Consider the following 12,392-nt stretch of genomic DNA (forward strand, 5'->3'; position numbering starts at 1 on the left):
GCCTATGCCTCTTTCTTTTGGCGTTGTGTTTGGCGGCGCGGCCGCAGGTTTTTTGCCAGGGGTTTCAGAATGGATGTTAACCTGGTTCGCGGTGTCACGAGGGCGGCAGCGACAAAAACCACGACGAGCCCCTCGACCACTTCGATGACGGAACTGTCGACCCCGACGGCGCGTTGCATCGTTCCCGCGCCAGCAGAAAGCCCGGCAAGGAACAGCGCGGTCAAAGGCGCGACGATTGGGTTAAGAGCCGCAAGGAAGGCGACGACAATTCCGTCATAGCCGTAGCCATCGCTAAACAGGTGGAACAGGCGGTACTTCAACCCGATCACCTCGATTGCACCGGCCGTGCCTGCAAGGCTGCCGCCAATCAACATGGCGCGAATGATGGTCTTTTTCTGGTCCACGCCGGCATAGGCCGCAGCGCGCGCATTGCGCCCCACTAGGTCTAGGTGGAAGCCCGATGGCGTGAAGCGCAGCCAGAAATACAAGATAACCGTCATTGCCAGCCCAAATACAATGCCCACATGGGTATCAGATCGCGGTATCAGAATAGGCAGACGATAGGCTTCTGAGACTTCTTCGGAATAAGGATATGGCGCACCTTCTGCCAATAGCGGCCCAGCCACGGCGTAGCTGACGATGTAGATCGCAATGAAATTCATCAGCAGTGTAACAATGACCTCATTCGTGCCCCGATAGGCTTTGAGATACGCAGGAATTGCCGCCCAGAACGCCCCACCTGCGGCGGCGGCGATAAATATCAGCGGCACGCCCAATAGACCGGGCAGATCGGGGATCGCCAAAGCAAAGACGGCGCCGAACAACCCACCAATATAGATCTGCCCCTCGCCACCGATGTTGAACACACCGGCACGCATCGGAATGATCACGGCCAGCCCCGCTAGAAGCATCGGCGAGGCTTTTACCAAAGTATTGGAGAAACCCCAGTAATTCAGGAAGGATTCCAGAAACAGAACCTTATAGGCCTCAAACGGGTTGTGCCCGTCGAGCAGGATCAGCACGCCGCCAACGCTCAGCGCTATAAGTAAAGCAATCGCAATCCGGCGCTGCATGGTAAATCTGTTCATTGTACCTCCTCCGGCGCTGCGGTCATCAAGAGCCCGATGTCTTGAAGAGTTGTGTTTTCTGGATCGACAACACCCGTGATCCGGCCAAAGGCCATCACAGCGACGCGGTCAGAGATGTCGAGCACATGTTCAAGTTCAGTGGAGATATAGAGAACCCCCACGCCGCTTTGGGCGACGGCACGGATCTGGTTCTGAACAAAGTCCGTTGCGCCGACATCAAGCCCTTTTGTCGGCTGTACGACGACCAAGAGATTGCGCGCCCGGGCCACTTCACGAGCCAGAACGATCTTTTGTTGATTGCCACCGGATAGAGTCGAGGCGTTCAATTTTGGGTCAGGGGGCCTAATGTCAAAGGCCGCGACCACGTCGCTTGCGATCTCGTGCATCGCGCGCCGGGAAATCAGACCTCCAGACATGAACCTGTCATCACCAATGGATCGAAAAGCAAGATTTTCTTCGACACTGAGCGACAGGACCAAACCCTCGGCATGGCGGTCCTCGGGCACGAAGCCTATGCCATCTGCAATGCGCGAAGCGATGGAGGCGCTTGATATCTCGGTGCCATTAAGATGGATGGCGCCGCTGGTTTGCCTTTTGAGGCCGGTGATCACCTCGCTCAACTCCGTCTGGCCGTTGCCGTCGATCCCGGCAATTCCAAGGATTTCGCCAGCCTTCACGGTGAGGGTCAGATCCTGCAGGATTTCCGCGCCGCCTGGATCGATCAGGCAGACATCAGAGACAACCAGAGCGTCCGGTGCTGAGCTGGTGTCGTTGCGCGCCTTTTTGGCCTTGGGCATCCTGACCGTTTCGCTGGTCGGTTTTTCTCCCATCATAAGCGCTGACATCTGGGCCGTGGGCGTGGTCGCAACCGGAAGAACACCCTCGACACGCCCATGGCGCATTACCATGACGCGATCGGCAATTTCGCGGATTTCATCGAGCTTGTGGCTGATGAAAAAGACGAGGCAGCCGTTGGCGACCAGCTTGCGCACCCCTTTGAGAAACGGCGCGACTTCGGTCGGGGCAAGAACGCTGGTGGGTTCATCCAGGATCAGGATCGATACATCGCGAAACAGCGCCTTAAGGATCTCCACCCTTTGCTTCATGCCCACAGGCATTTCCGTGACGCGGATGTCGAAATCCACGTTAAAGTCAAAGTCGCTGCAAAGCTGTCGAATGCGCGCCCGCGCTTCGGCACCCCTCTTTGTGCTGGGCAAGCCGATCAGAATGTTCTCTTCGGCGTTCATCGCGCCGACCAGGCTGAAATGCTGGTGGATCATGCCGATCCCATGCTCAATAGCTTTTGCTGGGCTGGTCACCGAAACAGGTTTTCCGCCCACTTTTATTTCACCGCTATCGGGCTGATACAGACCGATCAGAACACTCGCGAACGTGGTTTTCCCCGCTCCGTTCTCGCCCAAAATCGCAATGCACTCGCCCTTCGAGGCCAGCAGATTGACGTTGTGCAATGCACGAACTGCGCCAAACGACTTGCCGATGCCGGTGACTTTCAAAAATGGATCCAAGACAACCTCCCAACTTTCACGCAAATTCAAGAGAGAATGCCCTATCTTCTCAAATTAGATGTTTTCACCTCACAGCTGAGAATTTCGCCCACATGAGAACTGGTAATCGGGTTAGAGTAGAGCGACGAACTAGCATCGCACCAGGAGAGCAAAGCCGCGCGTCATGGCGAAGATACCGTCGTTGAAAAGCATTCAGGCCTTCGAAGCGGCCTGCCGACATCTGAGTTTCAAGGATGCCGCCGATGAGTTATGCGTCACTCCGACTGCCGTTTCCCATCAGATCAAATCTCTGGAGGATCAACTTGGGGTGCCCCTGTTTCACCGGCTGACCCGCGCCTTGAAACTTACGGAGGATGGGGCCAACTACGCGCCCCACATCATTGAGGCCTTCAAGAACATCGAAGCTGCCTCTCTCGCGCTGGAGGAAGACGACCTTGCGGGCACATTGACAATCTCAACAACCGGGTCCTTCGCCGCCAACTGGCTTAGCCCACGGCTGCGAGGCTTTTACGAGAAATACCCGGAGATTTCGGTAAGGGTTCTGTCAAGCGATCAGCTGGTGGATTTCAAGTCCAGCGATGTGGATGTGGCCATTCGGTATGGCTTTGGCGATTATCCTGACAGCAATGTGGCTTGGGTCTTGAATGACTGGGTAGCCCCTGTCTGCAGCGTGGAAAAGGCGAAGTCACTGAGCTCTCCCGAAGATGTTCTGAAGTCTCGTCTGATCGAATACCAATGGAGCGGGTTTTCCGATGCGGATCCGAGTTGGGAGCGCTGGATGGACGCGGCTGGCTTGCAGACTGGTGATGTCGAGCCCTATGTTACCTATTCCGAGGAACACATCTGCTTGCTAACGGCAAGCGATGGTCATGGTGTGGCCCTGGTCAGCCTTTTGGCCGCCGCGCGTTTTCTGGAACGCAATATGCTGGTCGCCCCCTTTGACACTGCATTGAAGAACAAGAGCTATTTTCTCGTCTGCCCGGAAACTTACGCCAATCGTGCACGCGTTCGTGTGTTCCGGGAATGGCTATTGGACCAAGCAGATGAGTTTCGCGACAGCGCTGTCGGTCAAAGATTTTTTGAAGATTAGCGCGTCCGCAACGATCTAATCCGTCGCTTGAATTTTTGTCATTTCTAAATTGCCGAGAAGCATGCGTTTCTAAACCCCTAATCAGGAGTTTTTGCGCATGCAAAGTTTTGACCCTTCCCAACCCGATGGTTTCAATCAAACTCTGGACAGCACGGTCTCTGCCGACGGCGTCCCGGTCATTGCAAAACGGTATACAGTGCCAGCACGTTGCGGTGTCGCGGTGCATTTGACAGCCGGGCAGACATTGACCATCACCAATCCGACCGGCTGGCAAGTCTGCGATTTCTGGGCGTTCAATGCGGCAGAGTTGCAAGAATATTTGTCTATGCCGCATGTGCATACGGATCTTCTGTCTGTTTTCCCAAAGGTCGGTGACAGGTTGGTCAGCAATCTGCGCAATCCTCTTCTGACGCTGACCCAAGACACATCACCGGGTGTTCATGACACAACGGTCGCCGCTTGCGATGCCAACCGGTACAAGCAATTAGGCGTCACTGATTACCACGACAATTGCGCCGACAACTTGAGGCAGGCCTTGCTTGCTATCGGGAAAAAAGCACCGCATGTGCCAGCTCCCTTCAATCTGTGGATGAACGTCCCAGTTCATCCTGATGGCAGCCTTGCCTGGGCTGCGCCAGTGTCAAAGGCGGGGGATAGCATGACATTCAAAGCTGAGATGCCAGTCTACGCCGTGATGTCGGCCTGCCCGCAAGATATCACTCCAGTCAACGGAGACGAAGGCAAACCCAGCGCGCTGGAATTTGTTGTTCATGACGGATGATGGCGGCGACATATTTTCTGCCCGTTGGATCATCGAAGATGCCTTCCACAGTCACAACGACTTCGCTCTTTATGTTCTAGACGGCAGAATAGGTGGCTTGGCGCCTCAGGCAGTATTAAAGTCACGTTATCCCAGTGCAAGGGTGCACTCAGACACAAACACGGCGATCCTGCCCGGGTTTGTGAATGCGCATCACCATTGCTATGGGGTGAACCTGATCAACCAAGGGATACGGGATGACCTCTTAGAGCCTTGGATTTTCTCCTCCGCTGGCGCAGCTGACGTTGCGCCGCGCCTCGCCACCGAATACGCGGCACTGCGCTTGCTGAAGAATGGGGTAACGGCTGTTGTGGATGCCTGCACCGCGGGTCAGACAGCGGCCATTGCCGAAGCGAAGATAAGGGGCAAAATCGCCGTATATAATGGGCTTGGCCTGTCCTGTGCCATCGCGCCGGGCGAGAGATGGCACAACCAGCTTGTGCATCCATATGGGCAAAGCCAGTCGTTTCTGACCACCTTGCCCGAAGTTCTGCGATGCAAACTGCAACGCCAGCACGTTGCGCGCGCACGTATTGAACCGCAAAACTTTGTACGACTTCTGTCCCGGATGCATGGCGAATACGCGGCTTCTGAATGCGCTGATGTATGGTTTGGCCCCACGGCACCGCATTGGACGGGCCAAGAGACCCTGCGCGACATCGCCAGGGAAGTTCGCGAAAGCGGCCAGCGCATACACACCCATGCCGAGGAGTCTCGGCTGCAACACCTGTCGGCTACAGCCTGGAGTTTTCAGGGTGCCATCGCAGAATTGGGCGAAGCTGGCCTGCTCACTGACGGCTTGTCCTTGGCGCATATGGTCTGGGCGGACGAAAAAGATCTGGCGCGAGTGGCCGAGGTACACGCGCATATTGTCTGCAATCCCAGCTCCAATTTGCGGCTGCGGTCCGGCATTGCACCCGCGGCATTGATGAAGCGGATGGGCATTAACCTCGCACTGGGGATGGATGGGACCAGCCTGGCAGGCGATGACGATATGTTCGCCGAAATGCGTCTGGCGCAAAGCCTTTATTGGTCAAGTGATCGGGCGAACCCTAGCCTGACCGCGAAGGATGTTTTCGACATGGCCACTTTAGGTGGCGCGCGTTTGATGGGTATGGATCACAGCATCGGAAGCCTGTCCGTCGGCAAACGCGCCGACTTTGTGATCCTGCGCCTGGACCGTCTTGAAGGTCCCTGGTTAAACCCTGGCATTGATCCGGTTGAGCTGTTGGTCAGCTCGGCAAAATCCACGGATATCCATAGCGTCTTCACCGGCGGACAACTGGCCGTTTCGCACGGCGAAGCCAAAAAGTGCGACGAAAAGACAATTCTTCAAAACATCACCGACTGCATGCAGCGCGCCGCTGATCAAAGGCTGAGCGACAGTGAATATGCCGCCGTCAAATCCGCATTGCAGCGCTGGTATGACGATTGGCTGACGAACAACGCCCCGCAATTGTGACAGAGGAGCAAAACCATGCAGAAGAAAATAATCTGGCCAAACGGCGCGCGATGCGCCTGTGCGATCACCTTTGATATCGATGCGGACAGCCTGATCCATATCGCAAAGCCGGTCGACGGGCATGATCGCCTATATCCGATCTCCATGGGGCGCTACGGGCCGACGGTTGCCATCCCTCGGATTCTAGAAACTTACAAACGTCTCGGGCTGAAACAGTCCTTCTTCGCCCCAGGATGGGTCGTGGAGCAATATCCAGATGCTATGCAAGCCATCCTGAAAGATGGTCATGAAATCGGTCATCATGGCTATTTGCACGAAGACCCGACAAACCACAGCCCGTCCGAACAAGCCTATTGGTTTGAACGCGCGCTGGAGTCGCATAAGCGGGTTTTGGGCAATGTGCCAAAAGGTTATCGCGCACCGGTTTACAATGTGACGCAAGCCGTCATCGACCTGCTGAACAAGCATGAATTCGACTATGACAGTTCGCTGATGGCGGATGATGTGCCATATCTCATGCGATCCGGCGGGCGGACTTTGGTCGAACTTCCACCGCATTGGGGGACCGACGACTGGCCGCAATTCGCCCATTTTGAGGAGATTGGCTACATGATGCCCGTCGCCGGGCCACGCGCCGGGCTGACCCCATTTTGGGAGGAATTCGAAGCCCAATACGAAGAAGGTGGCTTCTGGATCGGTATTTGGCATCCCTTCCTGACCGGGCGTTTGGCGCGGTGGCGGCAGGTGGAAGAATGGATGGAAACCATCTTGAACAGGGGTGACGTCTGGTTCGCCACTCTCGGAGAGATCGCGCAGCACGTGCGCACGCAATATGAGGCAGACAGGCAAAGCGTACGGGTTGAAGAACTGCCTTATTTCAAGGCTCCGGTCCTGACGACATGAATATCCTTCTACGGGCGCGCGACTTCCTGGCTTCCCTCGACGCGCAGCGCGAGGTATTCCTTAGCGTTTCGCCAGAAAGACTGTTGCATGATGCCCGATCTGCCGCCGCGCGGCGGGCCGCAGGGAGGCTGCTTGGCCCGTTGGACGGCCAGTTTCTTGCTGTAAAGGCCAATATCGACGTGCAAGCGCTCCGAAGCCATGCGGGATCTTTGGCCATCGATCCTCAACCAGCAGACAATGACGCCCCGATCGTGGCCAGACTCCGTTCTGCGGGCGCGATCATTCTGGGCCATGTGAACATGTCGGAATTTGCCTTCTCCGGGCTCGGAGTTAATCCCCATTTCGGCACCCCTCTAAATGCGTTAGATAGCACAATGGTGCCTGGAGGGTCCTCGAGCGGATCGGCGTCAGCCGTTGCCTTGGGCTTGGCCGACATCGCCTTGGGCACAGATACCTCCGGCTCCGTGCGCATTCCGGCCGCCTGTCAGGGCTTGGTGGGGTTTCGCCCAACTATGGGCCGCTATGAAAGCGCCGGGATTTTACCACTGGCGCCTTCTCTGGATATGCCAGGCTCACTCGCTTTTAACGTCAGTCAGATTTGCGCTGTAGATCGCGTTTTGTCGGATTGCAAAGAAACCGGGCACGCCTGCCGTCATATTCTGTGCCTGAGGGAAGACGCCCTGGTGGGATTTACCCCGGAAATTAAGGCTATGTACGAACAGACCCAGCAGCATTTGTCCGAGTATGGCGTCGAATTGGAAAGGGTTGATATCCGAAGTTTTACTCGTGTCACGGAGGTCTTTCAAACCTATGGAACGCTGGTGAGTGCCGAAGCCTTTCGTCTTCTGTCAAATCTGGTCGGAGATCAGCAGGCCAGACTGGACCCAAATGTGCAGGATCGCCTTACTCAGGCGGCTTCAATCCTTGACACAGATCTGCAGGCATTGCTGGAAATCCGGCGGGCACTCATCTCAGACTTTGGCAGGGAACTGGCAGGGAAGATGCTGCTTTACCCGACATTGCCGTCGTACCCGCCGTCTGTTCAAGCCGTGACCCGCGATAAAGGGGTCTTTGCACGGGAAAACGCCCGTATCCTGTCGGTATCGATGAAAGCCGCTTTCCTCAATGCGCCAACAATTTCCATTCCATTTGGAGAACGGAGACCGGGGGTTAGCCTATCCTTGAGCGGCGGCGCAAACAGGGACGCGGATGTACTTGCGACGGCGTCTTATCTGGAGAAGATTTTTTTAGCGATTAGAGATGGCTGAGGTCAGTTCACTCTATTCAGAATTCTCTTCATTTGTACCTACGCGTCTCTGGCTTCACCTTTGAATGGTTCATTGCAAACTGACTAGGTGACAAGATGACCACAATACTGAGAATTGACGCCAGCGTGCGCCGCACCGATAACCCTGTTGCGGCCTTTAACTCCATTTCCCGCGCTTTGGCGGACAGTTTCGTGGAAGAATGGAAAACGGTTGATCCGGACGTCGAAATTATTGTGCGTGACGTCGGAATGACCCCGCCGGATTTCATTTCCAACGATTGGATCGCGTCCGTCTTTACAGCAGAAGAGGAACGCACTCCTGAACAGAGCGCTTTGATCAGCTTGTCTGATACGCTGATTGACGAGCTCGACCGCTCCGACATCCTTTTGATTTCGACGCCCATGTACAACTACGGCATGCCCGCAGCCCTGAAGGCTTGGTTTGATCAGATCATCCGGATCAACAAGACATTTACGTTTGACTTGGCGCGCGGTGACTTCCCTCTGGAACCGATCATGTCCGGAAAAACACTGGTGCTGCTGACATCGGCTGGCGAATTCGGCTTTGAGAACGGTGGGATTCGCAATGACTCGGGCCACCTTTCTGCGCATATCAGCACATTGCGCAAGTACCTGGGCGCAGAACGCATGTTCGAAGCTGCGGCCGAGTATCAGGAATTTGCCGATGAGCGTCACAAAGCTTCGGTTGCCTCAGCTCAGGCCCAGGCACGTCATATTGCGCGTGAGCTTGCCTAACCGTTAGCAGACCGGCAACTGGAGATGTCTATGGCCACGAATACAATTCCCGGGGACGCGTCACCGGAGCGTTGCTTGCTCGACTGATCGAAAAACCTGACGCGCATTACTTTTTGTGCGTACCAGTCAGTTTCATGGGCGACGTGCAGGCTGACCTGGAAAGCCAAGGCGTTCCCGCCGAGCAGATCCACACCGAAAGTTTCGGTTCCGCCATGTGATCTCCATAGACAAAAATCCGCAATCGGAAATTAGAACGAGAGGAGTAACAATATGCGCGAGTCATATGATGTGATCATTATTGGTGGGGGCAATGCAGGGTTCGGTGTTTCATCCGTGGCACATGAAGCCGGAAAATCCATTGCCTTTATCGAAGCGCGCGATTTTGGCGGGACCTGCCCCAATCGCGGCTGCACGCCAAAAAAAGTTCTTGTGGCAGCTGCCCATGCAATGCACGAGATCGAACAAGCGCCCATCCACGGGATCGAAGTCAGCAAGCCAAAGCTCAATTGGGCGAAACTGATCGAGCGAGAGAAGAATCTGATTGGTTTCATCCCTGAAGCCATGCAGGCGCTGGCCGAAAAACGCGGGGATGTCTTTCGAGGCACTGCGCGTTTTGTCGGGCCGAACGAGGTTGAGGTCGACGGTCAGATTATACATGGCAAGGACATCGTTATCGCAACAGGATCGAAGCCAAGGCCTCTGCCTATTCCCGGCAGCGAGCACATGATCACGTCCGACGAGGTTCTGTCCGATGCGACACTACCGAAAGAAGTTGTCTTCATTGGCGGCGGCGTCATTGCCATGGAGTTCGGTCACGTCTTCGCACGAGCCGGTGTGCGGGTGACAATCCTTGAAGCGTTGCCACAGTTGCTGCCACGTATGGACAGTGACGCCGTATCGGTTCTGCAAGCGGAAACCGAACGCCTGGGCGTAGCGGTCAAAACCGGAGTATCGGTGACGGCAATCGAGAAGATTACCGACGGGTTGCGTGTTGAATTCGAACATGACGGGAGAAATCAAAGTCTTTTGGCCGAGCGCGTCGTCAACGGCGCAGGCCGCGTCGCCAATATCGACGGGCTTAACCTCGATGCCGCCGGTGTCGAGCATGACGGACTGCGCATTCTGATCGACGATACGATGCGGTCCACCTCCAACTCTTCAGTCTGGGTTGCGGGCGATGCAGTCACCAGCTCCGCTCAACTTTCTCCCATCGCAACGTATGAGGGTCAGATTGTCGGCCACAACATCGTGCATGGACCAACAAAAAGGCCGGATTACAGCGTGATCCCCAGCGCCGTCTACACCGTTCCAGCGCTCAGCACCGTTGGCCTGAACGAAGCCGAAGCGCGGGAAAAGGGTCTCGATGTCTCAGTTACGGTTTCTGATATGTCCGGTTGGTTTTCCACCAAGACCTATGCGGAAACGGCAGCCTGGTCCAAGGTTTTAGTCGACAAGAGAACCGATCAAGTTCTGGGTGCTCATATTCTGGGCCATCACGGTGACGAACTGATCCATCTCTTTGCCATGGCCATGCGTCACGGCATCTCTGCCAGCGATCTCAAGTCCTCGCTATATGCGTTTCCGACCTTCGCTGCGGATATGAAATCCTTGATTTAGAGCAGCTTGATACAAGCTGATCCTTCCCAAAGGAGAGCCGCCATGAACGATAAAGTCTGTCTGATTACAGGTGTCGGTGACGGAGCCGGAGCATCGGTTGCCTGCCGGTTTGCACGGGACGGATACCGTATTGCCTTGCTGGCCTAGAACGCAGTTAAGTCGATGTCATCAGCCATGAACGCCCGCGCGTCGATTACCTGAGAGCCGAAGGTATTGGTAACTCTCAATTGTGCGCCTTGGACAAGACGAAACGCGCGGCCCGTTAAGGTCTTCAGCATAGTTGCCTCTGCCATCAGAACAGCAAAGCGCCAGTTGTTGGCAGGAGGACCGCATATACGCTTGTGGAGGCGGTGATGAACAGGCGATTGCGTTTCGGCCCGCCAAAGCAAACATTCGAGACCTCTTCTGGGACGAAAATCTTGCCCAGCAACGTGCCATCCGGGTGGTAACAATGAACGCCGTCCTTTGCGCTCGTCCAGATACGGCCTTGGGTATCGAGCCGAAATCCGTCAAAGACGCCTTCTTCGCATTCAGCAAAGACATCCCCGCCTGAGAGCTTGCCGTCTGCACTAACAGAGAACGCGCGGATATGATGCTCTCCGCTCGTGTAGCGCGTGCCACCACTGTCAGCTATATACAGCGTTTGCTCGTCCAGCGAAAACGCAAGTCCATTCGGACAGGCGAAGTCAGTAGTCACTTGTGTGACATCGCCTGTGGCCGGATCGAGACGATAGACATGCTCCCCGTCAAGCTCTGGGTCTGCCTGAAACCCTTCGTAGTCAAACTCGATTCCGTAGGCTGGGTCACTGAACCAGATCGTGCCATCTGATCGCACCACTACATCGTTGGGGCTGTTGAACCGCTTTCCCTCGAAGTGACTGGCCAGAGTCGTAACCGACCCATCAAGCTCAATCCGGGTGACACTCCGCGTCCCATGCTCGCAAGCCACGATCCGCCCTTGTCGGTCGAGCGTTGAGCCATTCGTGTAGCATCCGAGGCCTGAGCGGATGTCTCCGACTGCTCCGGTCAGTTCGTCCCAGCGGAGCCGTCGATCGTTGGGAATGTCGCTCCAGATCAGGCATCTGAATGTCGGAGAATACACCGGTCCTTCTGTCCATTTGCCGCCTGTCCAGATTTGGTCGATCGGCTCATCCAGTTTGATGCTGCGTTTGAACCGATCATCACGGATTTCGTAAGTGTCTGTCTTGATCATTGGCAATACCGGCTGGGGTTGCTACAAATTGCATAGCAATATAGGCTGCTACAGAAAGTATAGCAAGTGACTAAGATACCGATACCAGGTCAGCCTGTTCGTGGCTCAAAAAGCGGCGCGCCCATTATGGCTCTGTTCGACCTGCTTGGACGGCATTGGGCTATGGGAGTCCTTTGGACGTTGAGCGAGGCTGGCCCATGCACATTCCGAAAGCTGCAAGAAGAATGCGAAACAATCTCACCTGCGGCACTCAACACCCGACTGAAAGAGCTTCAAGCGGCGGGATTTGTTCATCGCGTTGCCGAAGGATATGCGTCGACTGATCTGGGACAACACCTCTATGATCATCTCTGCCCACTCGGCAACTTCAGTAAGGAATGGGCGAAACACTTACACGCTCAGGAATAGGAGAGCGGACGTTCAGAATCTTCGATTGAAGGTTCGGTTTGTCCTGCCTTTGGCGAGTTCGACCTATCTAAAATTTCGCACTCGCAGCGAATGACTGGAAAGCGGGCTGCAATCGCAGCATTCGAACAAAGCGTTCAAGTTCGGCTTTGGGCCGATTACTACTTTGGAACGACGAGAGGAAAGCAGACTTTCCCTGCATCTGCAAATAGTATGAGTCGTCGTGGCGAAGCCGACATTTAGTC

General features: G+C 55.3%; 11 protein-coding genes. 8 read left to right on the forward strand and 3 right to left on the reverse strand.

Going from position 1 to position 12,392, the window contains the following annotated elements; translation table 11 throughout:
- Nucleotides 1–2: 2 nt before the first annotated feature.
- Together ACXAC3_RS07190 and ACXAC3_RS07195 are read right to left on the reverse strand one after the other, a co-directional pair.
- Nucleotides 3–1,088: an ABC transporter permease gene (locus tag ACXAC3_RS07190; RefSeq protein ID WP_475158160.1), complete on the reverse strand. Its 1,086-nt coding sequence runs from the start codon at nucleotides 1,086–1,088 to the stop codon at nucleotides 3–5.
- Nucleotides 1,085–2,614 carry an ABC transporter ATP-binding protein gene (locus ACXAC3_RS07195; protein ID WP_475158161.1) on the reverse strand — a complete coding sequence of 510 codons (1,530 nt, stop codon included), beginning with the start codon at nucleotides 2,612–2,614 and terminating at the stop codon, nucleotides 1,085–1,087. The genes ACXAC3_RS07190 and ACXAC3_RS07195 overlap by 4 nt, the downstream gene beginning before the upstream one ends.
- Before the next feature lie 163 nt (nucleotides 2,615–2,777).
- On the opposite strand from ACXAC3_RS07195, the gene gcvA reads away from it, so the two are divergent.
- The 7 genes from gcvA to ACXAC3_RS07230 all read left to right on the forward strand — a co-directional run bounded on the left by gcvA (nucleotide 2,778) and on the right by ACXAC3_RS07230 (nucleotide 10,529).
- A complete protein-coding gene (gene gcvA / locus ACXAC3_RS07200) occupies nucleotides 2,778–3,704 on the forward strand; it encodes a transcriptional regulator GcvA (RefSeq protein WP_475158162.1) in 927 nt (308 codons plus the stop codon).
- Between the two features lie 97 nt (nucleotides 3,705–3,801).
- Entirely contained in the window at nucleotides 3,802–4,485 is a 684-nt protein-coding gene (locus ACXAC3_RS07205) for a DUF1989 domain-containing protein (protein WP_475158163.1), read from the forward strand.
- The gene (locus tag ACXAC3_RS07210) at nucleotides 4,475–5,986 is read left to right on the forward strand and encodes an amidohydrolase family protein (protein ID WP_475158164.1); all 1,512 of its coding nucleotides are present in this window, start codon (nucleotides 4,475–4,477) and stop codon (nucleotides 5,984–5,986) included. Before ACXAC3_RS07205 ends, ACXAC3_RS07210 begins: the two co-directional genes overlap by 11 nt.
- A gap of 15 nt (nucleotides 5,987–6,001) precedes the next feature.
- Complete coding sequence (locus tag ACXAC3_RS07215) at nucleotides 6,002–6,889, forward strand: polysaccharide deacetylase family protein (protein ID WP_475158165.1); 888 nt, start codon at nucleotides 6,002–6,004, stop codon at nucleotides 6,887–6,889.
- The gene (locus tag ACXAC3_RS07220; RefSeq protein WP_475158166.1) at nucleotides 6,886–8,157 is read left to right on the forward strand and encodes an amidase family protein; all 1,272 of its coding nucleotides are present in this window, start codon (nucleotides 6,886–6,888) and stop codon (nucleotides 8,155–8,157) included. Before ACXAC3_RS07215 ends, ACXAC3_RS07220 begins: the two co-directional genes overlap by 4 nt.
- Nucleotides 8,158–8,252: 95 nt before the next feature.
- Nucleotides 8,253–8,912, forward strand: a complete 660-nt coding sequence (locus tag ACXAC3_RS07225; RefSeq protein WP_475158167.1) for an FMN-dependent NADH-azoreductase — start codon at nucleotides 8,253–8,255, stop codon at nucleotides 8,910–8,912.
- A gap of 270 nt (nucleotides 8,913–9,182) precedes the next feature.
- A complete protein-coding gene (locus tag ACXAC3_RS07230; protein ID WP_475158168.1) occupies nucleotides 9,183–10,529 on the forward strand; it encodes a dihydrolipoyl dehydrogenase family protein in 1,347 nt (448 codons plus the stop codon).
- Nucleotides 10,530–10,821: 292 nt separating this feature from the next.
- Here ACXAC3_RS07230 and ACXAC3_RS07235 read toward each other — a convergent pair whose 3' ends face one another.
- Nucleotides 10,822–11,742, reverse strand: a complete 921-nt coding sequence (locus ACXAC3_RS07235) for an SMP-30/gluconolactonase/LRE family protein (protein WP_475158169.1) — start codon at nucleotides 11,740–11,742, stop codon at nucleotides 10,822–10,824.
- 126 nt (nucleotides 11,743–11,868) lie between these two features.
- Between ACXAC3_RS07235 and ACXAC3_RS07240 the strand changes: the two genes are divergently transcribed.
- The gene (locus tag ACXAC3_RS07240; protein ID WP_353392144.1) at nucleotides 11,869–12,150 is read left to right on the forward strand and encodes a winged helix-turn-helix transcriptional regulator; all 282 of its coding nucleotides are present in this window, start codon (nucleotides 11,869–11,871) and stop codon (nucleotides 12,148–12,150) included.
- Nucleotides 12,151–12,392 lie beyond the last annotated feature (242 nt).

It is taken from the genome of Ruegeria sp. ABV4_181, assembly GCF_056158465.1.

What these genes read in the sequence shown, in the direction of transcription:
- ACXAC3_RS07205 (WP_475158163.1), top strand. Translation starts at nt 3,802, where the DNA reads ATGCAAAGTTTTGACCCTTCCCAACCCGATGGTTTCAATCAAACTCTG.
- ACXAC3_RS07220 (WP_475158166.1), top strand. Translation starts at nt 6,886, where the DNA reads ATGAATATCCTTCTACGGGCGCGCGACTTCCTGGCTTCCCTCGACGCG.
- gcvA (WP_475158162.1), top strand. Translation starts at nt 2,778, where the DNA reads ATGGCGAAGATACCGTCGTTGAAAAGCATTCAGGCCTTCGAAGCGGCC.
- ACXAC3_RS07215 (WP_475158165.1), top strand. Translation starts at nt 6,002, where the DNA reads ATGCAGAAGAAAATAATCTGGCCAAACGGCGCGCGATGCGCCTGTGCG.
- ACXAC3_RS07230 (WP_475158168.1), top strand. Translation starts at nt 9,183, where the DNA reads ATGCGCGAGTCATATGATGTGATCATTATTGGTGGGGGCAATGCAGGG.
- ACXAC3_RS07240 (WP_353392144.1), top strand. Translation starts at nt 11,869, where the DNA reads ATGGCTCTGTTCGACCTGCTTGGACGGCATTGGGCTATGGGAGTCCTT.
- ACXAC3_RS07210 (WP_475158164.1), top strand. Translation starts at nt 4,475, where the DNA reads ATGACGGATGATGGCGGCGACATATTTTCTGCCCGTTGGATCATCGAA.
- ACXAC3_RS07190 (WP_475158160.1), bottom strand. Translation starts at nt 1,088, where the DNA reads ATGAACAGATTTACCATGCAGCGCCGGATTGCGATTGCTTTACTTATA.
- ACXAC3_RS07235 (WP_475158169.1), bottom strand. Translation starts at nt 11,742, where the DNA reads ATGATCAAGACAGACACTTACGAAATCCGTGATGATCGGTTCAAACGC.
- ACXAC3_RS07225 (WP_475158167.1), top strand. Translation starts at nt 8,253, where the DNA reads ATGACCACAATACTGAGAATTGACGCCAGCGTGCGCCGCACCGATAAC.